Origin of the sequence: Bordetella bronchialis, from assembly GCF_001676705.1 — a bacterium.
Lineage (GTDB): Bacteria > Pseudomonadota > Gammaproteobacteria > Burkholderiales > Burkholderiaceae_B > Bordetella_C > Bordetella_C bronchialis.
The window spans coordinates 541,784-567,953 of record NZ_CP016170.1 but is presented as its reverse complement, the minus strand read 5'-3'; the positions used below and the strand labels follow the sequence as shown (position 1 = coordinate 567,953).

Annotated in this window: 23 protein-coding genes; 11 read left to right on the top strand and 12 right to left on the bottom strand. The window is 67.5% G+C overall.

The window, feature by feature from the left end; genetic code table 11:
* Position 1: 1 nt before the first annotated feature.
* The gene (locus tag BAU06_RS02490) at positions 2–2,272 is read right to left on the bottom strand and encodes an arginine/lysine/ornithine decarboxylase (RefSeq protein WP_066343962.1); all 2,271 of its coding nucleotides are present in this window, start codon (positions 2,270–2,272) and stop codon (positions 2–4) included.
* A gap of 188 nt (positions 2,273–2,460) precedes the next feature.
* Between BAU06_RS02490 and BAU06_RS26815 the strand changes: the two genes are divergently transcribed.
* A complete protein-coding gene (locus BAU06_RS26815) occupies positions 2,461–3,450 on the top strand; it encodes a GNAT family N-acetyltransferase (protein WP_082993488.1) in 990 nt (329 codons plus the stop codon).
* A 105-nt stretch (positions 3,451–3,555) separates the two neighbouring features.
* A complete protein-coding gene (locus BAU06_RS02480; protein ID WP_082993487.1) occupies positions 3,556–4,590 on the top strand; it encodes a TRAP transporter substrate-binding protein in 1,035 nt (344 codons plus the stop codon).
* 93 nt (positions 4,591–4,683) lie between these two features.
* Here BAU06_RS02480 and dcd read toward each other — a convergent pair whose 3' ends face one another.
* From dcd to apbC, 4 genes are all read right to left on the bottom strand, one after another.
* Positions 4,684–5,247: a dCTP deaminase gene (gene dcd, locus BAU06_RS02475; protein ID WP_066343959.1), complete on the bottom strand. Its 564-nt coding sequence runs from the start codon at positions 5,245–5,247 to the stop codon at positions 4,684–4,686.
* A 65-nt stretch (positions 5,248–5,312) separates the two neighbouring features.
* Positions 5,313–8,891 carry a translocation/assembly module TamB domain-containing protein gene (locus BAU06_RS02470; RefSeq protein ID WP_066343954.1) on the bottom strand — a complete coding sequence of 1,193 codons (3,579 nt, stop codon included), beginning with the start codon at positions 8,889–8,891 and terminating at the stop codon, positions 5,313–5,315.
* Complete coding sequence (locus BAU06_RS02465; RefSeq protein ID WP_066343951.1) at positions 8,888–10,735, bottom strand: autotransporter assembly complex protein TamA; 1,848 nt, start codon at positions 10,733–10,735, stop codon at positions 8,888–8,890. Before BAU06_RS02465 ends, BAU06_RS02470 begins: the two co-directional genes overlap by 4 nt.
* 3 nt (positions 10,736–10,738) lie before the next feature.
* Positions 10,739–11,824 (bottom strand): iron-sulfur cluster carrier protein ApbC, encoded by a 1,086-nt coding sequence (gene apbC, locus BAU06_RS02460; RefSeq protein WP_066343949.1) that lies wholly within the window; start codon positions 11,822–11,824, stop codon positions 10,739–10,741.
* Positions 11,825–11,980: 156 nt separating this feature from the next.
* Here apbC and BAU06_RS02455 point away from each other — a divergent pair, with 156 nt between their 5' ends.
* Entirely contained in the window at positions 11,981–12,235 is a 255-nt protein-coding gene (locus tag BAU06_RS02455) for a hypothetical protein (RefSeq protein WP_066343945.1), read from the top strand.
* A gap of 235 nt (positions 12,236–12,470) precedes the next feature.
* The gene (gene metG / locus BAU06_RS02450; protein WP_066343942.1) at positions 12,471–14,642 is read left to right on the top strand and encodes a methionine--tRNA ligase; all 2,172 of its coding nucleotides are present in this window, start codon (positions 12,471–12,473) and stop codon (positions 14,640–14,642) included.
* 22 nt (positions 14,643–14,664) lie between these two features.
* Here metG and BAU06_RS02445 read toward each other — a convergent pair whose 3' ends face one another.
* From BAU06_RS02445 to BAU06_RS02425, 5 genes are all read right to left on the bottom strand, one after another.
* A complete protein-coding gene (locus BAU06_RS02445; protein ID WP_066357740.1) occupies positions 14,665–15,411 on the bottom strand; it encodes a 5'-methylthioadenosine/adenosylhomocysteine nucleosidase in 747 nt (248 codons plus the stop codon).
* Between the two features lie 33 nt (positions 15,412–15,444).
* Positions 15,445–16,191: a sulfurtransferase gene (locus tag BAU06_RS02440; RefSeq protein ID WP_066357738.1), complete on the bottom strand. Its 747-nt coding sequence runs from the start codon at positions 16,189–16,191 to the stop codon at positions 15,445–15,447.
* Between the two features lie 9 nt (positions 16,192–16,200).
* On the bottom strand, positions 16,201–16,719 hold the full coding sequence (locus BAU06_RS02435) for an META domain-containing protein (RefSeq protein ID WP_066343940.1): 519 nt from the start codon (positions 16,717–16,719) through the stop codon (positions 16,201–16,203).
* A gap of 15 nt (positions 16,720–16,734) precedes the next feature.
* Positions 16,735–17,262, bottom strand: coding sequence for an META domain-containing protein (locus BAU06_RS02430; protein WP_066343938.1), 528 nt, complete (start codon positions 17,260–17,262; stop codon positions 16,735–16,737).
* An 82-nt stretch (positions 17,263–17,344) separates the two neighbouring features.
* Positions 17,345–18,283 (bottom strand): LysR substrate-binding domain-containing protein, encoded by a 939-nt coding sequence (locus tag BAU06_RS02425; RefSeq protein ID WP_197509416.1) that lies wholly within the window; start codon positions 18,281–18,283, stop codon positions 17,345–17,347.
* Positions 18,284–18,566: 283 nt separating this feature from the next.
* On the opposite strand from BAU06_RS02425, the gene BAU06_RS02420 reads away from it, so the two are divergent.
* From BAU06_RS02420 to BAU06_RS02395, 6 genes are all read left to right on the top strand, one after another.
* Positions 18,567–19,436: a Bug family tripartite tricarboxylate transporter substrate binding protein gene (locus BAU06_RS02420; protein WP_082988499.1), complete on the top strand. Its 870-nt coding sequence runs from the start codon at positions 18,567–18,569 to the stop codon at positions 19,434–19,436.
* Positions 19,437–19,463: 27 nt separating this feature from the next.
* On the top strand, positions 19,464–20,834 hold the full coding sequence (locus BAU06_RS02415; RefSeq protein WP_066343933.1) for an NAD-dependent succinate-semialdehyde dehydrogenase: 1,371 nt from the start codon (positions 19,464–19,466) through the stop codon (positions 20,832–20,834).
* A gap of 32 nt (positions 20,835–20,866) precedes the next feature.
* Positions 20,867–21,301, top strand: a complete 435-nt coding sequence (locus BAU06_RS02410) for a cupin domain-containing protein (RefSeq protein ID WP_066343931.1) — start codon at positions 20,867–20,869, stop codon at positions 21,299–21,301.
* Between the two features lie 29 nt (positions 21,302–21,330).
* Positions 21,331–21,627, top strand: a complete 297-nt coding sequence (locus tag BAU06_RS02405) for an antibiotic biosynthesis monooxygenase family protein (RefSeq protein WP_066343930.1) — start codon at positions 21,331–21,333, stop codon at positions 21,625–21,627.
* Between the two features lie 249 nt (positions 21,628–21,876).
* Positions 21,877–23,253 (top strand): APC family permease, encoded by a 1,377-nt coding sequence (locus tag BAU06_RS02400; RefSeq protein WP_066343929.1) that lies wholly within the window; start codon positions 21,877–21,879, stop codon positions 23,251–23,253.
* 65 nt (positions 23,254–23,318) lie between these two features.
* Positions 23,319–23,882, top strand: coding sequence for an SAM-dependent methyltransferase (locus tag BAU06_RS02395; RefSeq protein WP_066343928.1), 564 nt, complete (start codon positions 23,319–23,321; stop codon positions 23,880–23,882).
* A gap of 113 nt (positions 23,883–23,995) precedes the next feature.
* On the opposite strand, the gene BAU06_RS02390 is transcribed toward BAU06_RS02395, so the two are convergent.
* Complete coding sequence (locus BAU06_RS02390) at positions 23,996–24,439, bottom strand: GNAT family N-acetyltransferase (RefSeq protein WP_066343926.1); 444 nt, start codon at positions 24,437–24,439, stop codon at positions 23,996–23,998.
* A gap of 192 nt (positions 24,440–24,631) precedes the next feature.
* Here BAU06_RS02390 and BAU06_RS02385 point away from each other — a divergent pair, with 192 nt between their 5' ends.
* Positions 24,632–25,426 (top strand): hypothetical protein, encoded by a 795-nt coding sequence (locus tag BAU06_RS02385; RefSeq protein WP_066343925.1) that lies wholly within the window; start codon positions 24,632–24,634, stop codon positions 25,424–25,426.
* Positions 25,427–25,483: 57 nt separating this feature from the next.
* Here the strand turns inward: BAU06_RS02385 and BAU06_RS02380 are convergent, their stop codons facing one another.
* Positions 25,484–26,107, bottom strand: a complete 624-nt coding sequence (locus BAU06_RS02380; protein ID WP_066343924.1) for a glutathione S-transferase family protein — start codon at positions 26,105–26,107, stop codon at positions 25,484–25,486.
* Positions 26,108–26,170 lie beyond the last annotated feature (63 nt).

Genomic DNA, 26,170 nt, shown 5'->3' with positions numbered 1-26,170 from the left:
CCTAGCGGTCCTGGTCTTCTTTCAGGCAGTCGACGTAGTAGCGCACCTGGCCGTTACCGTCGACGTCCTCGGCCAGGCCATGGATGTCGGTTTCGAAGCCCGGGAAGCGTTCGTTGAAGGCGCGGGCGAACTGCAGGTACTGCACGATGGTCCGGTTGAAACGCTCGCCCGGGATCAGCAGCGGGATGCCGGGCGGATACGGCGTCAGCAGCACGCCGGTGACGCGGCCTTCCAGGTCCTCGATGGCCACGCGTTCCACCTGGCGGTGCGCCATGCGCGCGAAGGCGTCGGAAGGCTTCAGCGCCGGCACCATGTCGCTCAGGTACATCTCGGTGGTCAGGCGCGCGACGTCGCTCTCGCGATAGGCTTCGTGGATCTGCTGGCACAGGTCGCGCAGGCCGATGCGCTCGTACTGCCGGTGGTCGCGGCAGAATTCCGGCAGGATGCGCCACATCGGCTGGTTGCGGTCGTAGTCATCCTTGAACTGCTGCAAGGCGGTCAGCAGGGTGTTCCAGCGGCCCTTGGTGATGCCGATGGTGAACAGGATGAAGAAGGAATACAGGCCCGTCTTCTCCACCACCACGCCGTGCTCGGTCAGGTACTTGGACACCAGCGCGGCCGGAATGCCGGTTTCGCCGAAGCTGCCGGAGATATCCAGGCCCGGGGTGATGATAGTGGCCTTGATGGGATCCAGCATGTTGAAGCCGTCGGCGATGTCGCCGAAGCCGTGCCAGTGGTCGCCGGACTCCAGCAGCCATTCGTCGCGGTTGCCGATGCCGTCGGCCACCAGGCGGTTCGGGCCCCAGACCTTGAACCACCAGTCGTTGCGGCCGAACTCCGATTCCACCTTGCGCATGGCGCGGCGGAAGTCCATGGCTTCGCGGATGCTTTCCTCGACGAGCGCCGTACCGCCCGGGGGCTCCATCATGGCCGCCGCCACGTCGCAGGACGCGATGATCGCGTACTGCGGCGAGGTCGAAGTGTGCATCAGGTACGCTTCGTTGAAGACATTGCGGTCCAGCTTGCGGGTCTTGGACTCCTGCACGATGATCTGCGATGCCTGCGAGATGCCGGCCAGCAGCTTGTGCGTGGAGTGCGTGGCGAAGACCATCGCCGATTCGCTGCGCGGACGTCCCTGCCCGATGGCATGCATGTCCTGGTAGAACTCGTGGAAGGCCGCGTGCGGCAGCCAGGCTTCGTCGAAATGCAGGGTATCGACGTAGTCGCCCAGTTTTTCCTTGATCATTTCGACGTTGTAGATCACGCCGTCATAGGTGCTTTGCGTCAGCGTCAGGATGCGCGGCTTCTTGTCCTTGGCCTCGCGGGCGAAGGGATTGGCCTCGATCTTCCTCATGATGTTCTCGGGCTCGAATTCCTCGATGGGAATCGGCCCGATGATGCCCAGGTGATTGCGCGTGGGGCGCAGGAACACCGGGATCGCGCCCGTCATGGTGATGGCGTGCAGGATGGACTTGTGGCAATTGCGGTCCACCACGACGACGTCGCCGGCCGCGACGTTGGCATGCCACACGACCTTGTTGGACGTGGACGTACCGTTGGTCACGAAATAGCAGTGGTCGGCGTGGAAGATGCGCGCCGCGTTCAGTTCGGATTCCGCGACCGGGCCCGTGTGGTCCAGCAGCTGGCCCAGTTCGTCCACCGCATTGCAGACGTCCGCGCGCAACATGTTCTCGCCGAAGAACTGATGGAACATCTGCCCCACGGGGCTCTTCAGGAAAGCCACGCCACCCGAATGCCCCGGGCAGTGCCAGGAATAGGAGCCGTCCTGTGCGTACTTGACCAGTTCGCGGAAGAACGGCGGCGGCAGGCTGTCCACATAGGCCCGGGCCTCGCGGATGATGTGGCGCGCCACGAATTCCGGCGTGTCCTCGAACATGTGGATGAAGCCGTGCAGCTCGCGCAGGATGTCGTTGGGAATGTGCTGCGAGGTGCGCGTTTCGCCGTACAGGTAGATGGGGATATCGGCATTGCGAAAGCGCAGCTCGCCGATGAAAGTCCGCAGGTTCTTGATGGCGCTGGCCACGTCTTCCGGCGAATCGACGTCGAATTCCTCGTCGTCGATCGACAGGATAAAGGCGCTGGCCCGGCTTTGCTGCTGGGCGAAGGAGCTCAGGTCGCCATAGCTGGTGACGCCCAGCACCTCGACGCCTTCGGCCTCGATCGCCGCCGCAAGCGCGCGTATACCCAGTCCCGAGGCGTTCTCGGAACGGTAGTCTTCGTCGATGATGACAATGGGAAACCGGAATTTCATGCGGGGGACTCCTGCGGGGTAAGGCCAAAAGCCGACGCGAGTGTACTGCGGACGAGCGACAGGGGCGTTGCGCCGCCGCACGGGCGGCGGCCCGCCCGCGCTCGCATCCCTCGTACCCGTGCGCTACAGTTGAGCATCCCGTCCCTGGTTTCGCTGACCGGGGTTTCGTTCCAGCCCGGCTCCTGTCCATGCCTCCACATCCTTCCGACATCCTGGTCCGCCGCCTCTCGGCTGCGGACGCGACCGCCTTCCACGCTCTGCGCCTGAGGGCCCTGGAGGAATGTCCCTCTGCCTTCGCGGCGGATCTGGACGATGAACGCCAATACGCCGAGGCGACCGTGGCCGGCCGTATCGCCCCGCCGGACCGGCGCCAGGGCGGATGCGTCGGGGCCTTCGATGGCACGGCGCTGGTGGGAATGGCCTGCCTGCGGCGCGGGATGGGCGGCAAGGCAAAGCACAAGGCGACGCTGGTGTCGGTCTATATCGCGCCGCCGTATCGCGGCACGGGCCTGTCGCCACGCCTGCTCGGCGCGGCCATCGAACTGGCGCGCGAGATGCCGGGCGTACGCAGGATCAACCTGTCCGTCACGGCCGACAACAAGGCGGCGATGGCGCTGTACCGGCGCCTGGGTTTCGAAATCTACGGCCGCGAGGTGGAAGCCTTGTGCGTCGATGGGACCTATCACGACGAATACCTGATGGCGCGGGCGCTCACGCCGCCCGGCATCTCTTACGCCCCCGTCGGCGAAGCGGACTTCGACGAACTGGCCGACCTGCGGATCGCCGCGATGCGGGACAGCCTGGAGCGCGTCGGGCGCTTCGATCCGGAACGGGCCCGCCGCCGCCTGCGGGAAAACTATGCGCCCCAGGATACGTTCGCCATCCTGCTGGACGGCGCGCGTGTCGGGTTCTACACGCTGCGCCGCGATGGCGGCGCGCTCAAGCTGGACCATCTGTACATCGCGCCGGGTTTCCAGGGCAGGGGCACGGGCGCCGCCGTGCTGCAACGGATCTTCGAGCAGGCCGATGCGGCCGGCATGGCGGTGCGGGTCGGGGCGCTGCGCGACAGTCCCTCCAACCGCTTCTACCGGCGCCATGGCTTCGTACCGGTCGCCGAGGAAACCTGGGACATCTATTACGAACGGGCGCCACGGGGCCACGCGCCGGCCGGATCCTAGGGTAAGGCCCAAGGCCGTTTCGACGGCCGCCGTGGCAACCTACGCAGCGCGAGCGGTCCGCGCGCCGCGCGGACCGGCTACTTCACCCGACCTCCAGGATCCTTTATGTCCGGCATACCACGGCATCCCCTTCCGCGCCCCGCGCGCCTTTCCGCTTCGTTCCTGGCGCAGGCGCTATGTGCCGCCCTGCTGCTTTCCGCGCCGCCGGCGCGCGCGGCCACCACGCTGCAGATGACGACGGAGTATCCCGCCACGTCCATGCCCGGCCTGGGGGTGACGACATTCGCCGAACAGGTCAAGGAAAAATCGCACGGCAACATCGTGATCGAAGCCAGCTTCGACGCCGCCAAGGGCTACAAGTCCGCCGATATGGTCGACGCCGTGCAGGCCCGCAAGGTGGATGCCGCCGATGCCTTCGCCGGCGGCCTGGCCAACAAATATCCCATCTTCGGCGTCTCGTCCCTGCCCTTCCTGGCCGACTCGCTGGACAAGGCACGGGCGCTGCGCGATGCCGCGCGGCCCGTCTATGAGCGTTTCCTGGCCTCGCATGGCCAGAAACTGCTGTACACCACTCCTTGGCCGCCTTCCGGCATCTGGTCCAAGACGCCGATCAAGACGGTGGGCGACCTCCAGGCCCTGTCCATCCGCACCTATGACGAGGTATCGCAGGCCACGATGACGCGAGCCGGGGCCAAGGCATTCAATATTTCGTTCGCCGACGCGATGCCGCGCCTGGCCTCGGGCGAGGTGAACGCCGTGCTGTCTTCGGGAGACGGTGGCGCGGGCCGCAAGCTGTGGCAGTACCTGCCCTGCTTCATCGAGGTCAACTACGCCATGCCGCTGTCCATCGCGACGATGAACCTGGCCGCCTACCACGCCCTTGACGCCGCCGGCCGCAAGGCCATCGACGAGGCCGCCGCCGCGACAGAGGCCGAGCAGTGGAAGCGCATGGAGGGCCGCCTGGAGGAGAACCGCGCGAACATGCGCAAGAACGGCGTGACCATAGAGAGCGCGGTACCCCCGGCCGTGCAGCAGGCGCTGCATGACGCCGCGGCCAATGCGCTCAGCGACTGGGAGACCCGGACGGGCGCGGACGGCAAGGCCATCCTGGACCAGTACAAAGCGAAAACCGGCCGATAAGGCGCGCGCGCCGCGGGGCCGGTGCCGGAGCCGGTACCGCGAACGCGCGCTGGACGCCGCCCGGCCGCCAACCGGGAGCCGAACGGGCGCCGCTCAGGTCTTGGGCAGCGTCACACCCTGCTGGCCCTGGTACTTGCCGCCGCGGTCGCGATAAGAGGTTTCGCAGACCTCGTCGCTTTCCAGGAAGAGCATCTGGGCGCAGCCCTCGCCGGCGTAGATCTTCGCGGGCAAAGGGGTGGTGTTGGAGAATTCCAGCGTGACGTGGCCTTCCCACTCCGGTTCCAGCGGCGTGACGTTGACGATGATGCCGCAGCGCGCGTAGGTGCTTTTACCCAGGCAGATGGTCAGCACGTTGCGCGGGATGCGGAAATATTCCACCGTGCGCGCCAGGGCGAAGGAATTCGGCGGAATGATGCACACATCGCCCGTGAAATCGACGAAGGATTTTTCGTCGAAGTTCTTGGGATCGACGATGGTCGAATTGATGTTGGTGAAGATCTTGAATTCATTGGCGCAGCGCACGTCGTAGCCGTAGCTGCTCGTGCCGTAGCTGACGATACGGCCGCCGTTGGATTCGCGCACCTGGCCGGGCTCGAAGGGGTCGATCATGCCGTTGGCCGCGGCGCGCCGGATCCACAGGTCGCTTTTGATGCTCATGGAAAGAAAGCCTCGGGTTGAAGTGGGCGGTATTTTAGCGTCCGCGCGTCTTCGCGCCCGCCGGCTCAGTCCCCCAGAAATGTCCGATACACCAGTTCCAGGCCATTGACCGAGCCGCCCTTCAGGTCCACGGACCAGCGGCGCGACAGCCGATAGCTGAGCCTGCCGACGGTTTCGGAGCCGGCCAGGGCCTGCTCCACGCTGAGCGTGATGCCCTGCGCCAGGTTCTTGCTGGCCACCACGAACTGCGTCGCCAGGGTCTGGCTGGCGTCCTGGTTGACGTTGCCGGCCACGGTCTGGTCGGGCAGCAGGCTGTTGGAACTGCCCAGCGTGCCATTGCGCACCGTGACGTCGTCCAATCCGAACTTCTTGTAGAAAGGCTCGCCGTCGCCCAGCAACGATGTGCCCAGGGACACGAGCAGCGCCGTATCGTTGCCGCTGGCATCCGGGGCGCGGCCCAGGACCAGCCAGGACAGTTTTTCCTCGTCGCTCACATCCGGGTAGGAAATCAGGTCGATGCGCGGACGCTGGGCCGTGCCGCTGACACGCACGCCGGCCTCCACCTGTTCGCCGGTACGCAGCGCCTCGATATCCAGCAGCGGGTTGTCCAGCGGCCCCTGGAAGGTGACGCTGCCCCGGCGCAGCATCAGCCGCTGGCCGTAGGCGTCTATGCGGCCGGCGCGGGTGCGCACCGCCCCGGTGCCCGTCAGCCGGTTATCGACGTAGCGGATGCGGATTGATCCGCCCAGCGCGGCGTCCAGCCCCATGCCGGTCAGGTAGAACCGCGGCCCCAGGTCCACGTTAAGGTCCATATCGGTCTGCAGCGGCGTGGAAGGCGCGGCGTCCTCGTCGCCGGGACGGTGGACCACCACGTCGCCGTCCAAGGTGGGCACTTCGGACAGCACGTCGAGGCTGGCCCAGCCGGCGTCTGCCTTGACGTCGCCATGGATGGAGATACGCGGCAAGGCCGCATCGATATCGACATGGCCCGACACCATGGCGAAGCGGTCCGCGCGCTGGATCAGAGGAAACCGGCGCAGGACGATGCGGACCTGCCCCGCGGCATCCGCCAGCCGCCAGGCGCCGCTGGCATCGATATAGCCGTTCTTGGCGTCCGGATCGCGGGTGACCCATTCGCGGGTGCGGGCCTCGGTCGGCACCACGCGCAGGATGGCGGGAAAGCGCAGCGACTCGACGATAAGACGGTCCTCGCGCAGGCGCGCCGACAGGGTGCCGTCCACCAGCCGTACGCCGTCGTCGACCCGTACGTAACGCAGCTTCTGGCCCTGCATCGTGCCGTTGGCCGTCCAGTCGCCGCCGGGCACGCCCTGCGCCTGGACGCTGGCCTTCAGCGTGCCGCCGATCTCGGTGCTGTCGCCGGTGAACAGCTCCACCCATTTCAGGTCGTCGATGTCGGCATTCAGCGATGCGCGCACCGGCTGGCGCGGCGCCAGGCCGATACCGCCCGCCGCCGTGGCGGCCAGCATGGCCGTGGCCGTGGCCCGCAACGATCCCATGGCGGCGGTGTCGACGCGCAAAGCGGCATCCAGCCGGCTATTGCGGCCACCCGTGGCGGTGGCGTTCAGGTCCAGGACCAGGTCGCGCAAGCCCAGGGGCATGGGCGGGTCGCCGGGCACCAGCAGGTCGCCGGAACGGCGCGCCAGGCGCGCCTTGCCGGTCAGGGCGCCCGCATAGCGCAGGTCCCAGGAAACGTCCACGCCGAAGCGCCGCTGGCTGGCCGCCACCCGGGCATTGACGCGCGACTGCCGCGTCTGCGCTTCCCGCGCGACAGCGTCCGGATCCACCGTGCGGCGGATACGGCGGATCAGGGCGGGGGTCACGACCAGATCGTCCATGCGGCCGGCCGTCTCCCAGCGGCCATCGCCGCCACGGGAACCCTGGTGATCGACCACCGCCCGATCGCCGCCCGGCATGCCCAGCTCGATGCGCGCCGGACCCACCTGCCATTGCCACGTGGGCGCCCGGGCATGCGGCAACCAGGCCACCGTCACCGGCCGCGGCAAGGCCACGTCGAAGCCGGCGTGCGAGAAGCTCACGCGCGACACCGTACCGCGCCACCCCGGCAGCTGCGATGCGGCATCCGTACCCTGGCCCGGGCCATAGCCGCCGCTGACATCGAGCGAGGCCTGCATGGGCGCGCTGCCCAGCATGCCGGGGCGCGAGCGGGCGGGCGTATAGCCGCCGCGCAACTCCACGCGGTGGCGGGCGGGGGTGCCGGTCAGCTTGGCTTGCAGCGTCGCGGCACCTTCCAGGCCGGGCCAGAACGAGGCCAATTGCGGCGCGGCGGCGTCCACGGTAATGGCTCCGCCGGCGGGATCGATACTGCCCTGCGCGCGCAACCGGTTGCGGCCCAGGCGCAAGTCCACGGCCAGGCCCTGCACGCGCACATCCGCCAGCGCGGCCGTCCAATCGGCGGCAGGCTGCTCATTGGCGGCCGTCATGACACGCCCGCGCGCCGTGCCGTCCAGCGGCTGGCTGTTCCACCGGCTGCCCGCACCGATGGACAAGTCCAGGCCGGCATCGCGCAGCACGTACGCGTCGGTCAGCAGGGCATCGAAGCCCCCACCGGTGCTCAGCACCGACGGCGGAATGGCGTTGCCGCTCAGGCGGGCCAGGTCCAGCCGGTCCGCGGCGATTTTGCCGCGCACGCGGATGCCGCCCGCCGCGTCGTCGCGCGCCACCGCCAGCGACACCGAGGCCGAGGTGCCATCCGCCAGCCGCAGCGACGCGTCGGCCGCGCGCAGCGGCATGGCCGCCTGCGGCGCCAGGTCGGCCATCGCCGCCAAGTGCGCGCCGGCCGCTTGCGCGGCCAGGGTGGCCGCCATCGCATCCAGCGAACCATCCGCCTGCAGATCGGCTTCGATCAGGCAAGGATCGACGGGGTGCGCCGGGCTGCCGGCCGCGCTGGGCGCCGATTTGCCCTTGGCCAGGTCTCCCACGAATCTGCCCACGCACAGCGGCGAGTCCGCGCCCTGGCCTTGGGCGGTCACATGCAAGCGGGCGTTCAAAGGCCACGGCGCGGCCAGCCGTTTCAATTCCGCCTGGCCCTTCAGGCGGGCGTCGCCCCAGTCATGCTTCAGGTCCAGGGCATCGATGCGAACTTCGGCGCCGCCCGCGCCGGCCCGCAATGCCGCCTGCAGCCCGCCCACCGCGACGGGCAGCGGCTCGCCATTCAGCCGCAACGAAAACTCGTCCACCGCCAGATGTTCCACCACGATGTCCAGCGGGATGGAAGGCGGCGCGCCGGAAGCTTCGGCGGGCGTGGCGTCCGCCGGCGTATCGGCGATATCTACCGTCAGGCTGGCGGCGGACAGATCCCGGACGCGAAGGCGCCGCTGCAGCAGTTCGGCCCATTGCACGGTCAGCGCCAGATCGCGCGCGTCCACCGACACGCCGTCCGTGTCCACCGACAGGTGTCCGAACCGCAGGCCGCGCCAGACCGAGCCCGTGACGTCCTGCGCCCGCGCCCCGGCCTGCGGCAGCGCATTGCGCGCCAGCCATTGGGCGCCCGCCTGCGTGCCGGCCAGCCACGCCGCGCCCGCGCCCACGGCGCACAGGAATAGCAGCAGGGTGGGCAACCACCACACCAGGACATCGCGCAGCAGCCTGGCCAGGATCTTCAAAATGCGATCCCCAGCGAAAAGGCCAGCCGCAGGGAATGGTCGCGCTGGCCATAGGCCACATCCAAAAAGAGCGGACCGGCGGGCGTGCGCACGCGCGCGCCGACGCCGTAGCCGACCGCCATGCGCATGTCGCCGAAGGATTGGGCGGCATCGCCGGCGTCGACGAAAAAGCCGACGCCCCAGCGTTCGTCGAAATAATGGTCGTATTCGATGCTGCCGACCAGCAAGGTGGGCGCATCCACCACCGCATCGCCGCGGTCGGCGCCTATGCTCAGATAGCGGTATCCCCGGATGCTGCGCGCGCCGCCTGTGCGGAAACCGAAGTCCGGCGGGACGCGCGTGCTGTCGGACCATACCTTGCCGATCTCGCCTCGCAGCGTGAAGACGTCGCGCTGGCCCACCGGCCACCAGCGCTGCGCGCGGGCACGGGCGCGGCTGTAGGGCCGGCCGGTGTCCAGCGTGACGCCCAGACCGCCGCCCAGCGCGACCAGGTTGCCGTCGCGCGGGTCGTACTTGTCGTCCACATCGCGCCGCAGCCACTCCACGGTGCCGGTCAGGCTGGGCAGGTCGTAGTCGCTGGCGCCTTCGATCTTGACGCTATCGTGCGCGGCCAGCAGGCCCCAGCGGGTTTCGTAGTCGACGCGGCCCTGGCCATGGCGTTCCTGCAGGCGCGTGGCCCCCAGCGCGAAACGCGTCACGTCCTGGCCCTGGATATCGGAATGCTCCGCCAGCACGCCAATGCTGTCTTTATTGCCCTTGCCGTCCGGCGGCAGGTAGAAATCGGTGTACACCCGCTGCCGCAGCCGGTTCACGCCGAAACCGGATTCCATGGTCAGCGGTTGGCCCAGGACCACCTGCTGGCGGTACAGCGCCTCTACGCCGACGCCGACATCGCTGTCCACGCCCAGCGACGCCGAAAAACGCTTGGGCGGCGCTTCCACCACGCGCACCTGCACGGGCAGCGTGATTTCGCCATTGCTGTCCACCGGCGCGGCGGGCTGCGCGCCGGACGCCACGCCAGGATCGCCCTGCGGCGTGGAAACGGCCGGCGTCTGCTCGGGCGGCGTGATGGTGCCGCCGCCGGGCCGCACCATGGAAACGAAGGCGCCCCGGAAGAAAGAGGTGCTCTGCAGCACCTGCTGCCAGTCGTTCAGCTTGTCCTGGTCGTAGGGGTCGCCGGGTTTGTAGCGCACGTAGCGCCGCACCAGCGAGGCCGGCACGCGCTGCAGGCCGTCGATTTCCAGGTCGCCCATGCGTACCGCGGGGCCGCTGTCGATCTGGACTTTCAGGCGCACCTGGCCCTGGTCGGCTTGCACATCGGCGGATGACGCCGCGATCCTGGCCAGCAGGAAATCCTTGTCGCTGACGTCGTTGAGCAGCGCCGACTTCGCCTTATTCCATTCTTCGTTGACGAATGGGTGCCCCACGGGCAGCGACCAGCCCTTGCGCAGGGCGGCAACGCGCGCCGCATACCGAGGTTGCGCGATGCGGCCCGTGAATAACAGGTCCACGGCGACGATCGTGGCGCGCACGCCGGCCTCGATGGCGATGTCCCAGGTGCCGCCCCCCACATCGCTGCCGGTCTTCAAGGTGACGCGCGCGGCGAAATACCCTTGGGTAGCCAGTGCCGCCAAGGCGGCATCGCGGGCGCGGCGGCGCAGGCGGTCGGCCTCGCCGCCGTCCTGGTCCGCCGCCAGCCGGGCAATGACTTCGACGGCATCGTTGACGGCCTTGATGGACGCCGGGTCCACCGTGCCGGGGTCGATGACGATCTCGGGCTTGGCGTACGCATTCTGGACCAGCGCCAGCAGGACGTAGAGCGAAAGGCCCGCAAGCCAACGCATGCGTCAGCTGGGCTGGACGACGACGTTCGGAATCCTGCCGGCCATGTCGCGTGGCAACTCCGCCACGGCCGCCGCGACCCGGACCGCGATGTCCCGGTACAGGCTGGCGGCCTCGCTGGAAGGGTCCGCCGCCACCGTGGGATTGCCGGCGTCGGTCTGCTCGCGGATATTCATGGTCAGCGGCAGGCCGCCCAGCCATGCCACGCCGTACTGCTCGGCCATGCGTTTGCCGCCGCCTTCGCCGAAGATGTGTTCGGCGTGGCCGCAATTGCTGCAGATGTGCACGGACATGTTCTCGACCACGCCCAGCACGGGCACCTCGACCTTCTCGAACATGCGCAGGCCCTTGCGGGCATCCAGCAGCGCGATGTCCTGGGGCGTGGTGACGATGACGGCACCGACCACCGGCACCTTCTGCGCCAGCGTCAGGGCGATATCCCCCGTGCCCGGGGGCATGTCGACGATCAGGTAGTCCAGCGACCGCCAGTTGGTCTGCCGCAGCAGCTGTTCCAGCGCCTGGGTCACCATGGGACCGCGCCAGATCGCCGGCGAATCGGCATCGATCAGGAAACCGATGGAATTGGCCTGCAAGCCATGGCCTTGCAGCGGCTCCATGGATTTGTTGTCGTGGCTGACCGGGCGGCCGGAGATGCCCAGCATGGTCGGCACGCTCGGGCCATAGATGTCCGCGTCCAGCACGCCCACCTGGGCGCCTTCGGCCGCCAGGGCCAGCGCCAGGTTCACCGCGGTGGTGCTCTTGCCCACGCCACCCTTGCCGGACGCCACCGCGATGATATTGGCGACATTGGGCAAGGGCTTCAACCCGCGCTGCACGGCATGCGTGGCGATTTTCCAGGTGACGGAAACGCGGGCCCCGGGCGCGCCGGCGGCCGCCAGCGCATCCACGACCGCCTGCCGCAGGGCCTGTTGCCGCGAACGCGCGGGGTAGCCCAGCTCCACCGCCACGGATACCGGATCCGTGTCCACGTGGATGTCGCGGTCTTTTACATATTTACCGATGCTGGCGCCGGTTTGCGGGTCCGTTACACCTTCCAGGACCGCCTTTATTTGTTGGATCGTCAAACTCATGTCACTATATTCCTGCAGGCACCCGGGCTTTGGCGCGGCTATCCCGGTTTACAGCCTGGCTTTTTCAGCACCGTGCGGCCTATATCGCTTCTGTCTCAGTTGCAAGGATAGCGGAATCCGCAGGAACTTTTCGCCGCCTTACGCATCATTCTTAGCATGGACAACGCTCTTACCCGCTTCGTTCGCGCCCTCGCGTTCACGGTGCTCGCCCTCATCGGCGGTGTCATGGCCCTTATTTTCATGGTATCCACCGCCATCGCGGTGGGCATCCTGTATGTGGTGTCCAAGGTCCGCGGCCGGCCCTTCGGCGTCAAGGCCTACTGGCACCAGCGCAACGCCACCCGAGGCCCCGCCCCCTTCCAGGGCGTGCGCCCCGACGTCATCGACGTCGAAGTGCGCGAAGTCCGCTAGGCGCCTCCCCCGCGCCAGCGTCTCCGGTTGCCGGATTCCGGCGGCTGATCCGTTCCGCGTATCCGATTTCCGCGCCTGGTGTGCGCGCGCGGGTTTCCGCATGGTCTGGCGCGCCCGGCCCAGGGGCGGCCCCGTCCGCCTCATGCGTCTCCACCCCCCTCACGCCCGTCCTGGGCCCGCCGGCTTCGAGTGGCTCTAAAATGCCGGGTCCGGTTTTCCACTTCGCCCCTCGGCCATGCCTCGTACCCTGTTCGTCACCACCGCCCTGCCCTACGCCAACGGCTCGTTCCACATCGGCCACATCATGGAGTACATCCAGGCCGACATCTGGGTCAGGAGCATGCGCATGGCGGGGCATACGGTGCATTTCGTGGGCGCGGACGATGCCCATGGCGCGCCCATCATGCTGAAGGCGGAAAGCGAAGGCATTACGCCGCGCGAACTGGTGGCGCGCTATGCCGCCGAACGGCCGCGCTACCTGAACGGCTTCCACGTCCGGTTCGACCACTGGCACTCCACCGACACGCCGGAGAACGTCGCGCTGTCGCAGGACATCTATCGCGCGCTGAAGGCCCAGGGGCTGATCGAGACCCGCACCATCGAGCAGTTCTACGATCCGGTCAAGGGAATGTTCCTGGCCGATCGCTACATCAAGGGCGAATGCCCGGTGTGCCACGCCAAGGATCAGTACGGCGACTCCTGCGAAGTCTGCGGCGCGGTCTATGCGCCGACCGACCTGATCAATCCCTACTCCACCCTGACCCAGGCAACGCCGGTCCTGAAGAGCTCCGAACATTTCTTCTTCAAGCTGTCGGATCCGCGCTGCGTGGCCTTCCTGCGCGAATGGACGGCCGGGGCCAATGCCGCCGGCACGCGCCGCCTGCAGCCGGAAGTCCTGGCGAAAACGCGCGAGTGGCTGGGCGCTGACGATGCCCAGGCCAAGCTCGGCGACTGGGACATCTCGCGCGAGGCGCCCTACTTCGGCATCGAGATCCCCGACGCGCCGGGCAAGTATTTCTATGTCTGGCTGGACGCGCCGGTGGGCTACCTGGCCTCGCTGAAGGCCTATTGCGATAAGCAGGGCATGGACTTCGATGCGCTGCTGGACCCCGCCGGCGCGACGGAACAGGTGCACTTCATCGGCAAGGACATCATCTACTTCCACGCCCTGTTCTGGCCGGCGATGCTGAAGTTCGCGGGCCGCAAGACGCCGGATGCGCTGAACGTCCACGGTTTCATCACCGTCAGCGGCGAGAAAATGTCCAAGAGCCGGGGCACGGGCATATCGCCCCTGCGCTACCTGGAAGTCGGCATGGATCCGGAGTGGCTGCGCTACTACATCGCCGCCAAGCTCAATGCCAAGGTAGAGGACGTCGACTTCACCGCCGAGGATTTCATCGCCCGCGTCAACAGCGACCTGATCGGCAAGTACGTCAATATCGCCAGCCGCGCGGCCAATTTCATCACCCGCCACTTCGGCGGCGCGCTGGCCTACCAAGGCGACACCAAGGCGCTGTCGGCCGAACTGGCCGAGCAGGCCGAAACCGTGCGCGCGGCGCTGGAAGCCCGCGAGTACGGCCGCGCCATCCGCGACATCATGGCCTGCGCCGACCGCATCAACCAGGCGTTCGACGCCGCGCAGCCCTGGGTCATGGCCAAGGGCATCGCCACCGCGGGCGAAGACCAGAAGGCCGCTTTGCAGGACATCTGTTCGCGCGCCCTGGCCGGCTTCAAGGCGCTGTCCGTCATGCTGGCGCCGGTATTGCCGGCCCTGGCCGACCGTGTCGCCCGCGAACTCTTCGGCCAACCGGCCCCCTTCGTGTGGCAGGACGCCGCCATGCTGCCCCTGAGCATCGCGCCGTTCAAGCACCTGATGCAGCGCGTCGACCCCGCCATGCTGGACGCCCTGGTCGACGTCCCGGCAGCGGCCGCGGCGCCCGCCGCCAAGGCCGCCAAGTCCCAAGGGGCGGGCGCCAAGCCCGCCGCCTCTTCCGCGCCCGCCACGTCCGTCGCGGGCACCGCTGGGGAATCGGCCGGCGGCTTGCCGGGCGGCGAAGCCATCGCCGGCACGATCGCCATCGACGACTTCGCCAAGATCGACCTGCGGGTGGCCCGCATCGTCGATTGCGAGGAAGTCGAAGGCTCGACCAAGCTGCTGCGCCTGACGCTGGATGTCGGCGAAGGGCGCCATCGCAACGTGTTTTCCGGCATCAAGTCCGCCTACAAGCCGCAGGACCTGATCGGCAAGCTGACCGTCATGGTCGCCAACCTGGCGCCACGCAAGATGAAGTTCGGCATATCCGAAGGCATGGTGCTGGCGGCCAGCCACGCGGACGAATCGGCCCAGCCCGGCATCTTTGTGCTGGAGCCCCATTCCGGCGCGCAGCCTGGAATGCGGGTCAGTTGAACCCCGGCACGGGCGTACGCCGCTAGTCGGTGTATGCCTCGATGAAGCGGCTGACGATGCCGCTGGAATAGTGGCTGGCGATGTGATTCAGGAAAGCGGCGAAATCCACCGGCGCGGCGGCATCCGCCCGATCGGAGATCGTCCGCATCACGGCACAGGGCACCTGGTATTCGTGGCACACCTGGGCCACCGCGGCGCCTTCCATTTCCACGCAGAGCGTGTCGGGCAGGCCGGCGTGGACCGTGGCGGCGGTATCCGCATCGCCCACGAAGCGGTCGCCGCTGGCCACCAGGCCGCGATGCAGCATGGGTGCCCCGATGGCGAACAGATCGCGCGTCGCGGCATCCACGTCGCGCGCCAGCGCCAGGGCCAGGTAATCGGCCGCGCACTGCGCCAGCACCCCGTTCATCCGCGCGTCCGTCGGCAGCAGGCTGACCGCGAGCAGCGGCACCTCGTATTGCGGAAATAGCGGCCGCGCATCCAGGTCGTGGTGCACCAGCGCGTCGGCGATGACGACATCGCCGACGCGCACGCCGGGCGCGATGCCGCCCGCCAGGCCGGTGAACAACAGGGCGCGCACGTCGAAGTCGCGGATCAGCGTGACGGCCGTGGCCGCCGCCGCCACCTTGCCGATGCGCGCGAGCACCACCACGCAGGGCTGGCCGTAGAGTTCGCCGACATAATAGTCACGCATGCCGATGCGCCGGCACGCCGCGTCCGGCCCCATATGTGCCAGCAAGCCGGCGATCTCGTCATGCAGGGCAGCCATGATGCCCAGGGGCGCACGCGACACGGCGGCTCCTTAATGCGCGGCGCCGGCGGCCGGCGCCAGGTCCGGCCCCAACAGCTCGCGCTCGTCGAAAACGAAGCAACTTCCCTTGAAACCGGCGCCGCCCGTTTCCTCGAAGTACTTCAGTATGCCGCCTTCCAGCTGGTAGACGTCGCGCACGCCTTCCCGCGCCATGTAAAGGGCGGCTTTTTCGCAGCGTATGCCGCCGGTGCAGAAGCTGACCACGGTCTTGCCCTGGAGCTCGTCCCGATGCGCGCGCAGCGCCTCGGGAAACTGGGTGAATCGATCGATGCGCCAGTCCAGCGCACCCTCGAAGGTACCGGCATCGACCTCGAAGGCATTACGGGTATCGAGCATGACGATAGGCTGCCCGGCATCGTCGCGGCCGCTGGCCAGCCAGCGGGCCAGCGTGCGCGCGTCCACGCTGGGCGCCCGCCCCGCTTCCGGCCGGATCGCCGGATGGTTCATGCGAATGATTTCCCGCTTGATCTTGACCAGCAGTTTGCGAAACGGAATCTGTTCCGAATAGCTGGACTTCACTTCCAGGCCGGCGAAGCGGGGATCCGCGCGCAGCCAGTCCAGGAACCCTGCAACGCCCTGCGCGCCGCCCGACAGGAAAAGGTTGATGCCTTCCTCGGCCAGCAGCACGGTGCCTTTCAAGTCGTGCGCCGCCGCGGTATCCAGCATGCGCGCGCGCAGCGCTTGCAGGTCATCCAGGGTGACGAATTTGTAGGCGGCGATATTCGTGACGGGGGACATGGACACCGCTTACCGCCCCGCGTCGGCGCGCGCGAAATCCAGCACTTCGCCGTTGTCCAGCGTCAGGGAGAGCCGGCGCGGATTGCCCGTATCGTCCACGGAGGTGGCCCGGATGCGGGTCAGCGCGGCCAGGAAATCCTGCTCCATCTGGTTCAGCTCCGGCCGCGCGCAGGCCATGCGCGTCGCCACCGGGGGAGCCGTCACGATCAGGTTGCCATTGGCCACCGTATAGGTGCTGCTGTAGTTGTTGCAGCCGGCGTAGCCCGCCACGCGCAGCTGCATGCCTTCGTGCACGAAGCTGATCGTGATGGGCCGGTCGCGGCCGTCGTTGCGTGGAACGGGCCGCAGCGTGCCGCCGGACCGGGTCCAGCGCGCCAGCACCCAGTTGGTCTGGGCCAGGAAATCCGAGGCATAGGCGGGCTGGTAGCGCGCCTGCGCCAGTTCGGGCTGCATGGGCGTTGCGCACGCCGACAGCGCGGCAGCCGCCACCGCCATGCAGGCGATCCGACGCGGGAAGGGAAAAAACATGAAAAGACTCCAGGATCAGCGCGTCGTCGAGATATCGGGGCCACGCAGGAATGTCAGGACATCGCCGTTACGCACGTTGAAGGTCATCTGGTGCGGCGCGCCGCCGCTGTCCAGGGTAAAGGTGCTGATATGCGCCAGCGCCGACAGGTAGGCGTGCTCGGCCTCCCGCAGCTCCGGCGTGGCGCAGCGCAGCGCACGGCTGGAAGGCAGCGTAATGATCAGTTTGCCGCCTTGCAATTGGTACGTGCCCGAGAATTCATTGCAGCCGGAGAAACCGGACACCCGGTAATCGCGATTGCGCGCCATGAAGGCCAGGCTCAAGGGCGGGTAGATCTGGCCCAGCTGCAAGGGATAGTCCGAGCCGTCCGGCGACTGCCAGCGGACCAGCCGCCAGTGCGTCTGCGCCAGGGAATCCGAGGTCGTGGCCGCCTGGGCGGCGCCGGGCCCCTGTGCCTGTGCCTGCCCCGTCGTCGTCGAGCATCCCGCCAGAACGGCCGCGGCGATCGCCAGTACGGTGCAACGGGTCAAGGTAAGAAGCGGCATCGGGGTATCTCCTGCGGTCGGACCGGATGAGGCAAAACGCCTATTGTAGGCAGGGCGACGCAGGGGACGGACCCAGGGTGCTTCATTGCGTAACGGCGCCCTTGGCGCGGCGCAGGGCGGGCTCGGCGGCATGCAGCCGCTGGCGCAGCAGCCCGGCGAAGGTGGTCGCGGCGGTGGTGCGGTGATGCCGCTTGGACCATAGCAACGCCGACACCCGTATCGGCACGGGCTCGTACACGGGTATGACCGCCACGCGGGCCGACGGATCGATGGTGCTTTCGGGCAACAGCGTCGCGACCTGCGAAGCGGCCGCCAGGTCCATCATCAAGCCCAGCGCGTTGGTCTCGCAAACGATGTTGGGCACCAGGCCGCGCTGGTCGAAATACTGTTCCACCAGCGCCCGGGTGTAGTAATCCCGCGTCATCAGCACCAGCGGTTCGCGCGCCAGGTCCGCCAGCCGCACGCGCTTGCGGCCCGCCAGCCTGTGGGCCGCGCCCACGACCAGCATGAGCCGCTCCGTGAAGAGCGGCTCCACCGCCGTTTCGTCCAGCCGCGCCGGCACGAAGGCGACGCCCAGGTGCAGGTCCCCGGCCGCCAGTTTTTCCTCGATCATGGGCGCCATCATTTCCGTGACCGTCAGGCGGACATGCGGATAGGCCCGCATGAACCCGGCCACCACCGGCGGCAGGAGCTTGCGGGTGAAGGATTGGCTGGCGCCGATCGCCAGATGCCCGCGCTGCAAGGCATCCAGTTCCTCCAGCGCCGCGCACCCGGCCGCCAGCTCGTCCACGGTCCGCTTGGCATAGGCATGGAAGACCTGGCCCTCCTGCGTCAGGCGGATGTGCTTGCCGGAGCGGTCGAACAGCGCCTTGCCCAGGTGGCTTTCCAGTTCCGCAAGCTGGTGCGACAAGGTGGGCTGGGTCACGAACAGCTTTTCCGCCGCCTTGGAGAAATGCAGCGTCTCGGCGATGGCCAGGAAATATTCGAGCTGGCGCAGCTTGATTCCGGATTTATTCGTCATATTCGGCATGGCCCCACGGCGTCCCGCTCCGCAGGATATGCGTAAGCGTAACGAATTATGGCGGCTTTCGATGCAAGAAATAGAAAATCGCCATTGGACAGAGCGCGGTGCCCCCCCCTAGAGTGTCGCCCGCGAGCTTACCCCCGCAAACATCATCGAGGAGAAGGCTGTGAAGGCATGGAATAAATGTCGTACCGCAGTGAGGATCGCCGCAACGCTCTGTCTGGCGGCAGCCGGCGCGGCCCAGCAAGCGCGGGCCGACTATCCGGAACGCCCCATCACCATGATCATTCCTCTGGCCACGGCCAGCGCTGTCGACAATGTCGCGCGCCTGGTTGCCCAGGAGATGGGCAAGATCCTGAACCAGTCCATCGTCGTGGAAAACCTGCCGGGCGCGGCCGGCGCCATCGGCGCCAACCGGGTGGCCACCGCCACACCGGACGGCTACACCATCGGGGCCTTCAACGACAGCATCCTGACCATGGTGCCCAATCTGTCGAAGACGCCCTGGAATCCGCTGAAGGATTTCGCGCCCGTCTCCCTGGTCACCACCTTCGAATGGAGCCTGATCGCCACGCCGGGGCTCTACAAGAACGCCGGCGACTTGATCGCCGCGGCCAAGGCGGCGCCCGGACGCATCGAATACGCCTCCGGCGGCATCGGCAGCCCGCAGCACATCGCCATGGCTTTGTTCGCATCGCAGAACAAACTGGACATGGTCCACGTCCCCTACCGCGGCGCCACGCCGGCGGCGCTAGGCGTGGCGGGCGGCGAGGCCAAGGTCGCCTTCCAGGCCCTGGCCACCTCGAAAAGCCTGATCGACAGCAAGCGCGTCGATCTGCTGGGCATTTCGTCGGAAAAACGCATGGCCGAACTGCCCAACGTGCCGACGATTTCCGAATCCGGCTCGCCGGGCTTCACCTTCTCTTCATGGTTCGTCATCGTCGCGCCGGCCAAGACGCCGCCGGCGGTGATCGAAAAGCTGAACGCCACGATCAAGCAGGTGCTGGCCAACCCCGAGGTAAAGGCCAAGCTGGCGTCGCAGGGCGCCAACCCGGTGGCGTCTTCGCCCGAAGAACTGGGCAAGCGCACCGCGGAAGGCTATGCCGTCTACGGAAAACTGATCCGGGACAACAATATCCAGGCGGAGTAACGGCACGCCTGTGTCTGGAAGCCATTCATGATTCACTCCATCAATCCCTTCGACGAAAGCACGCTCGCCACCTTCGACGACCATGACGACGCCGCCATCGAAGCCACGCTGGCCGCGGCGCAGTCCACCCAGCGCGAGTGGCGCCGCACCAGCCTGGCGCAACGCCAGGCGCTGCTGCGCCGGCTGGCCGCCACCCTGCGCGCCGGCAAGGCCGAGTACGCGGCGCTGATCACCGCGGAAATGGGCAAGCCCATCTCCGAGGCCATCGCCGAAGTCGAGAAATGCGCGATCAACTGCGACTACTACGCCGACGAGGCCGAGCGCCTGCTGGCGCCGGAAGTCGTGGCCAGCAATGCGACCCACAGCAAGGTGGTCTTCGATCCGCTGGGCACCGTCCTGGCCGTCATGCCCTGGAATTACCCGTTCTGGCAGGTCATGCGTTTCGCCGCGCCCGCCTTGCTGGCCGGCAACACGGCGGTACTCAAGCACGCCAACAACGTGCCGCAATGCGCGGTGGCGCTGGCCAAGGTATTCGAACGGGCCGATGCGCCGCGGGGCCTGTTCTCCACGCTGCTGGTCGATTCCTCGCGGGTACGGCGGCTGATCGAGGACGACCGGATCGCCGCCGTCACCTTCACCGGATCGACGCCGGTGGGCCGCACCATCGCGGCGCAGGCAGGCGCGGCATTGAAGAAGCAGGTGCTGGAGCTTGGCGGATCGGATCCCTTCGTGGTGCTGGCCGACGCCGACATCGACCTGGCCGCCCGCACCGCCGCCAAGGCGCGCTTCCATAACGCCGGCCAGAGCTGCATTTCGGCCAAGCGCTTCATCGTGGAAGCGCAGGTCGCCGATGCCTTCGTCGACGCCTTCGTCGCGCATGCCCGCGCCTTGAAAGTGGGCGACCCGCGCGACCCCGGCGTGGAGGTCGGCCCGATGGCGCGCAATAATCTGCGCGTGGACCTGCACCAGCAGGTGCGCGCATCCGTGGACGCCGGCGCCCGCCTGTTGCTGGGCGGCGAGCCCCGCGCCGGCAAGGGCTTTTTCTTCGAGCCCACCGTGCTGGATCGCGTCACGCCCGACATGCCCGCCGGCCGCGACGAGACATTCGGCCCCGCCGCGGCGATCATCCGCTGCAAGGATGCCGACGAGGCCATCCGCATCGCCAACGACACGGTATTCGGCCTGGGCGCCGCGCTGTGGACAGGCGACCTGGCACGCGCCGAGATCCTGGCGCGCGAGATCGAAGCCGGCGCGGTGTTCATCAACGGGACCGTGGCGTCGGATCCGCGCCTGCCCTTCGGCGGCATCAAGCAATCCGGCTACGGCCGCGAGCTGGGCAGCTACGGATTGAAGGAATTCACGAACATCAAATCGGTCTGGACCGGCCCCGCGCGCTGAACCGCGGGCCAGGTTGTCATAGGAGTCCAAGCATGACCACTACCAATACCACGCGGAACGGCGGCCCCAAGCCGGGCATCTTCCGCCCGTCGGAGCTCACCGCCTACGAGCGCGGCGGCGGCGCGCGCACCATCCCGCTGGTCACGGCGGGCGACGGCGCCACCGCCTTCATCAACGGCATCACGGAATTCGCCCCGGGCACCAAGATTCCTTTCCATAGCCACAACTGCGAGGAAAGCGTGATGCTGCTGGAAGGCGACGCCATCCTCGACATCGACGGCGAGGAACACCGCCTGCAACCCATGGACACGACATGGATACCCCCCAATGTGTCCCACCGTTTCCGTAATATGTCCGACACGCAGCCCATGAAGATCCTGTGGATCTACGCGTCCGTCAACGCGACGCGCACGCTGACGGAAACCGGCGTCACCAATCCGGTGGCGCTGGAACATATCAAACGCTGAAACGACCGCCGTTTCGGCCAGGAGCGACGATGTTTCTCGAAATTGCGCAGATCGATATCAAGGACGGCACCGCCGCGGACTTCGAGGCCGGCGTGGCCAAGGCCAAGCCGCTGTTCCTGCGCGCCAAGGGCTGCCACGGGGTATCGCTGCAACGTTCGGTGGAATTCCCGAACCGCTATCGCCTGTTCGTCGAATGGGCCACGCTGGAAAACCATACGGTGGACTTCCGCGGCTCGGAAGACTTCGCCAAGTGGCGGGAGCTGGTCAGCCCGTATTTCGCCGTCCCGCCGGTGGTCGAGCATACGCGGCTGGTCGATATCGGCTGAACGCCCCGGCGGATCTCAGCCGGCCGCCACGCACGCTGCCGGCTGGTGCGCGCCCTGCCTGCATGGCGCCAGGGCGCTCGCCCAAGGCGCCATCGGCCCGTGGTTACGTCCGGCGCCCACCGGACTAACGATTTGTTTCTTACGCGCAGCTTAAAAAATTACGTCCGGGTGCTACCATCGCTGGCGATGTGGTAAGGCGTCGTCTTATCCAGCCCTTGCCCGCCTCTCCCACGGTCAAGGAAGCTCCCTGTGCGCGACGCCTCTTCCAACCCGCCTTCCGCCACGTCCCCCGCGGCTGCCGTTCGCCCCTCTCCCTTATTGTCGACATTGGATGTCATGGCCCTGGTGGTCGGCATCGTCATCGGCGCCGGCATCTTCAGCGCGCCGGCGCTGATCGCCGCCAACGCCGCCAGCCTGAACCACATATTGATCGCATGGCTGGTGGGCGGCGCGATCTCCCTGGCCGGCGCCATGTGCTACGCCGAATTGGCCACCGCCTACCCGGATGCCGGCGGCGACTATCACTACCTGCGCCGCGCCTTCGGCGAAAGAACCGCCTTCCTGTTCGCCTGGGCGCGCCTGACGGTCATACCCACGGGCTCCATCGCGCTGCTGGGCTATGTCTTCGGCGATTACGCCAGCCAGATCTACAGTCTTGGGCCGTACTCCGCGGCGCTATACGCGGCCCTGACCGTCATCGCGCTGACGGTGCTGAACATCGTCGGCCTGCGTGCCGGCAAATGGACGCAGAACTGCCTGACGGTGCTGGAGGTCGGCGGCGTACTGTTCATCATCGGCGCCGGCCTGCTGCTGAGCGGCACGCCCACCGACGGCGCCGTCACCCCGTCCAGCCTGCCCACCGTCACCAACTGGGGGCTCGTGCTGATCTTCGTCATGCTGACCTACGGCGGCTGGAACGAGGCCGCCTACGTGTCCGCCGAGGTCGTCGGCCCCGGACGCAATCTGCCGCGCGCGCTGTTCTGGAGCCTGGCGCTGGTCACGGCGGTCTATCTGCTGGTCAACCTGGCCTATGCCAAGGTGCTGGGCCTGGCGGGAATGGCGGGCTCCAACGCGGTGGCGGCCGATGCGCTGCGCGCCGTGCTGGGCGAGAACGGCGCCCGCATCATCAGCGCGCTGATCGCGATCTCGGCGCTGACTTCGGCCAACGCCACCGTGCTGACCGGCGCGCGCACCACCTATGCCTTTGGGCGCGACGAACCGATGTTCCGCATGCTCGGGCGCTGGGACATCCGCCACCACACTCCGACGAACGCGCTGATCGTGCAAGGCCTGATCGCGCTGGCGCTGGTCGGCCTGGGCGCGGCCACGCGCAGCGGCTTCGCCACCATGGTCGAATACACGGCGCCGGTGTTCTGGCTGTTTTTCGTGCTGACCGGCCTGGCGCTGTTCGTGCTGCGCCGCCGGGAGCCGGCGCGGCCCCGCCCCTTCAGCGTGCCGCTCTATCCCTTCACGCCGCTGCTGTTCTGCGGCACCAGTGCCTATCTGCTTTATGCAAGCGTGGTCCATACCGGCGTCGGGGCGTTTGCCGGCCTGGCCGTGCTGGCGCTGGGCGCGCTGGTCATGCTATGGCGGGGCCCGGCAAGCCCCGTGACGGCCACCCGGTAAACACCCGGACGCGGCGGCCGTTCGCCGCGCACCCCAACCCTGCCTTGCCTTTCAGGAGCCACACCATGCGCATACTCCGGCATTCATGGATCCACGCACTGACCGGCCTTTTCCTTCTCGGCGCCGCCACGGCGGCCGCGGCGCAGGGCGCCGACACCGCGGCCAAGCCGCGCGCGCCGGACGTCATCTTCGTGCCCACGCCGCAATCGGTGGTCGACGCGATGCTGCAGGTGGCCAAGGTCGGTCCGAACGACGTCCTGTACGACCTGGGATCGGGCGACGGCCGCATCCCCATCACGGCGGCCAAGCGCTTCGGCACGCGCGGCGTCGGGGTCGATATCGACCCCGTACGCATCCAGGAAGCGCGGGCCAACGCCAAGAAGGAAGGCGTGACCGACAAGGTCCAGTTCATCCAGGGCGACCTTTTCCAGCAGGACTTGTCCAAGGCGACGGTGATCAGCCTGTACCTGTTGCCTTCGCTGAACCTCAAACTGCGGCCCACGCTGCTCAAGCTCAAGCCGGGCACCCGCATCGTCTCGCATGCCTTCGACATGGGGGATTGGGCGCCGGACCAGACGCTGACGGTGGACGGCCGCATGATTTATTTCTGGACGGTGCCCGGTCATTAAGCCCTGCGAGGCGGGGCGCCCGCGCGATGGGGCCTCGCGCGGCGGCTCGCCAAGCGGTGGATCCGGGAGCGTCGACCTTCACGCAGCCGCCCCCGGGCACTTCGGTCAGGGCGCTATGGCGTCCACCGCATCATGTGCTCCAGTTCGTTCTCGCCGACCGTCACAAAGCCACAGCGTTCATACAAGCGGCGCGCCGGGTTTCCCTTCAATACATCCAGCGTGATGGCGCAGTTGGCTCGCGCGGCTTCGGCCTGCAGGCCGCGCACCAGCCGCCCGCCCAGCCCCTGGCCCTGCCGGCCGGGCGCGATCTGCACCTGCACCAGTTTCCATTCGCCGCTGCCGCGCGAGACCTTGAACAGTCCCACCAGTTCCGGGCCGTCGTAGACGAGCAGCGCATCCTCCAGCCTGTAATTGACGCGCGCCAGAATGGCGTCCTCGTCGCTGGGCGCGCCCGCGCGCCGCAGATGCGGCAGCATGGTCTGCCGGCGCAATTCGAGCAGCGCAGGGATGTCCGCCGGGGTGGCGGGACGAAAAGACAACTCGGGGACCGCATTCATCGACGTTCTGCCGTGCATCTCAGTCGGTTAATCAAAACGCTTCGGCCGAAACCTAAAGCAAGGAAAAATCCAGGATACCTAGGATACGCGCATGCCTGACCGCGATTATCGACGAGGCACAAGGCGAGTCGCGAGGCGCAGGTCCACCCCGCCGCGCCCCAGGGAGCGGCAGCCGGAAAATGGGAGCGCTTTATGTCCGAATTCGTCGATACCCCTTTCGCGGATCTTCGCATCCCGTGCGCGCACGACGGCAAGACCGTCATGGCCGCCATCGCACCCTTGTGCGAATCCATGCAGCTCGACACCTGGACGGAACTGCGCAGGCTGGCCAGCGATCCGGACCTGTGCGAGCTCCTCAAGACGATTCCCGATCCGGAGAATGCAAAGGAAACGCCGATGCTGCCCATAGGCGGGCTGGCCCTCTGGCTGGACCGCCTGGCCGACACGCACGGCGACGTCAACCTGCGGCACCGGCTGGCCATCCTGCAATTCGAAGGCTTCCCCACCCTGCTGGACTACTGGGCCAGCCGCTCGGAAGGCACGGCGCAGGCCCTGGACGCCAGCACGATCAAGCGCCAGTTCCGCCGCCTGCAGTCGCAGATCGCCTCGCTGTCGGATGCGCTGAAAAACAGCGCCACGCCCATCGAGCAGGAGATCCTGCGCGCGCAATTGAACCAGCTATGCCTGTTCCCCATCCGGCCGCGACAAAGCACGTCGCCGGCGCTGCAGCGCTTCTGGGACACCGTCTTCGGCCGCATGATGAACGGCGCGGAGCTCAACCACGCCAGGCGCTCCGACCGCTTCCTGGCACTGAACTTCCGCCATCTGGCGCGCGAACTGGCCAGTTCTCCCGATCCCATCGAGCTGACGCCGGAACTGCGCAGCGAGCTGAAGAAAAGCCGCCACCCCTATTTTCTAGGGGTGCGCGTGGTCAACAGCCGCATCGAACGCAAAAGCCTGCGCTGCTGGGTGTTCAACCTGCATTAGCGGCTTGCCGCGGCCGGCCTGCCCGGCGCAACGGGCTCGCGCGCCCCGCTGGCCGTCCTAGGCGGCGGCCAGGCCCTGGGCACGAAGCGCCCGCTGCACGGCGGGCCGCTCGTTCATGCGCCGGTGATGCGCCGCGATGCGGGGAAAGCGATTCACGTCGATGTCCAGTCTTTCCAGCCACCGCGTCATGACGTACAGATAGGGATCTGCCACGGTGTACTGCTGCCCCATGACCCAGGGCTCGCCCAGCTTGCCGGCTTCTATCATGTCGAACAGCGCCACATAGTTGGCGGGGACCTTCGCCGCCATGCTGGCCTGGCATGCGGGATCGTCGGACCACCGCGCGCCGCGCGTATGGTGGGCATAGGCCACGTGCACGCTGGACGACAGAAAGGAATTGAAGGACATCATGCGCGCCATGCCGAAGGCATCGGCAGGCGCCAGGGCCGCCCGCGGATAGGCCGCGGCCACATAGGCCAGGATGGCGAGCACTTCGGTCAGCACGCCATCCGGGGTCTCCAGCACCGGCACCCGGCCCAGCGGATTGAGCCGCAGGTACTCCGGCGAACGCTGTTCCTGCCGGTCGAAATGCACGCGCTGCGCGTCGTATTGCGCGCCGGCCTCCTCCAGGGCGATATGGACGGCCAGCGCACAGGAACCAGGCGAATAATGGAATTTCATGGTGGACGACACTGCTCACAGGTAAGGCCGGCGGCATGCCCGCATCCGGTACCCGGGGCGGGG

What these genes read in the sequence shown, in the direction of transcription:
- BAU06_RS26815 (WP_082993488.1), top strand. Translation starts at nt 2,461, where the DNA reads ATGCCTCCACATCCTTCCGACATCCTGGTCCGCCGCCTCTCGGCTGCG.
- BAU06_RS02390 (WP_066343926.1), bottom strand. Translation starts at nt 24,439, where the DNA reads ATGAATGCGGTCCCCGAGTTGTCTTTTCGTCCCGCCACCCCGGCGGAC.
- BAU06_RS02420 (WP_082988499.1), top strand. Translation starts at nt 18,567, where the DNA reads ATGATCATTCCTCTGGCCACGGCCAGCGCTGTCGACAATGTCGCGCGC.
- BAU06_RS02385 (WP_066343925.1), top strand. Translation starts at nt 24,632, where the DNA reads ATGTCCGAATTCGTCGATACCCCTTTCGCGGATCTTCGCATCCCGTGC.
- BAU06_RS02395 (WP_066343928.1), top strand. Translation starts at nt 23,319, where the DNA reads ATGCGCATACTCCGGCATTCATGGATCCACGCACTGACCGGCCTTTTC.
- metG (WP_066343942.1), top strand. Translation starts at nt 12,471, where the DNA reads ATGCCTCGTACCCTGTTCGTCACCACCGCCCTGCCCTACGCCAACGGC.
- BAU06_RS02465 (WP_066343951.1), bottom strand. Translation starts at nt 10,735, where the DNA reads ATGCGTTGGCTTGCGGGCCTTTCGCTCTACGTCCTGCTGGCGCTGGTC.
- BAU06_RS02445 (WP_066357740.1), bottom strand. Translation starts at nt 15,411, where the DNA reads ATGGCTGCCCTGCATGACGAGATCGCCGGCTTGCTGGCACATATGGGG.
- BAU06_RS02435 (WP_066343940.1), bottom strand. Translation starts at nt 16,719, where the DNA reads ATGTTTTTTCCCTTCCCGCGTCGGATCGCCTGCATGGCGGTGGCGGCT.
- BAU06_RS02440 (WP_066357738.1), bottom strand. Translation starts at nt 16,191, where the DNA reads ATGTCCCCCGTCACGAATATCGCCGCCTACAAATTCGTCACCCTGGAT.
- BAU06_RS02480 (WP_082993487.1), top strand. Translation starts at nt 3,556, where the DNA reads ATGTCCGGCATACCACGGCATCCCCTTCCGCGCCCCGCGCGCCTTTCC.
- BAU06_RS02490 (WP_066343962.1), bottom strand. Translation starts at nt 2,272, where the DNA reads ATGAAATTCCGGTTTCCCATTGTCATCATCGACGAAGACTACCGTTCC.
- apbC (WP_066343949.1), bottom strand. Translation starts at nt 11,824, where the DNA reads ATGAGTTTGACGATCCAACAAATAAAGGCGGTCCTGGAAGGTGTAACG.
- dcd (WP_066343959.1), bottom strand. Translation starts at nt 5,247, where the DNA reads ATGAGCATCAAAAGCGACCTGTGGATCCGGCGCGCCGCGGCCAACGGC.
- BAU06_RS02430 (WP_066343938.1), bottom strand. Translation starts at nt 17,262, where the DNA reads ATGCCGCTTCTTACCTTGACCCGTTGCACCGTACTGGCGATCGCCGCG.
- BAU06_RS02405 (WP_066343930.1), top strand. Translation starts at nt 21,331, where the DNA reads ATGTTTCTCGAAATTGCGCAGATCGATATCAAGGACGGCACCGCCGCG.
- BAU06_RS02455 (WP_066343945.1), top strand. Translation starts at nt 11,981, where the DNA reads ATGGACAACGCTCTTACCCGCTTCGTTCGCGCCCTCGCGTTCACGGTG.
- BAU06_RS02415 (WP_066343933.1), top strand. Translation starts at nt 19,464, where the DNA reads ATGATTCACTCCATCAATCCCTTCGACGAAAGCACGCTCGCCACCTTC.
- BAU06_RS02425 (WP_197509416.1), bottom strand. Translation starts at nt 18,283, where the DNA reads ATGACGAATAAATCCGGAATCAAGCTGCGCCAGCTCGAATATTTCCTG.
- BAU06_RS02380 (WP_066343924.1), bottom strand. Translation starts at nt 26,107, where the DNA reads ATGAAATTCCATTATTCGCCTGGTTCCTGTGCGCTGGCCGTCCATATC.
- BAU06_RS02410 (WP_066343931.1), top strand. Translation starts at nt 20,867, where the DNA reads ATGACCACTACCAATACCACGCGGAACGGCGGCCCCAAGCCGGGCATC.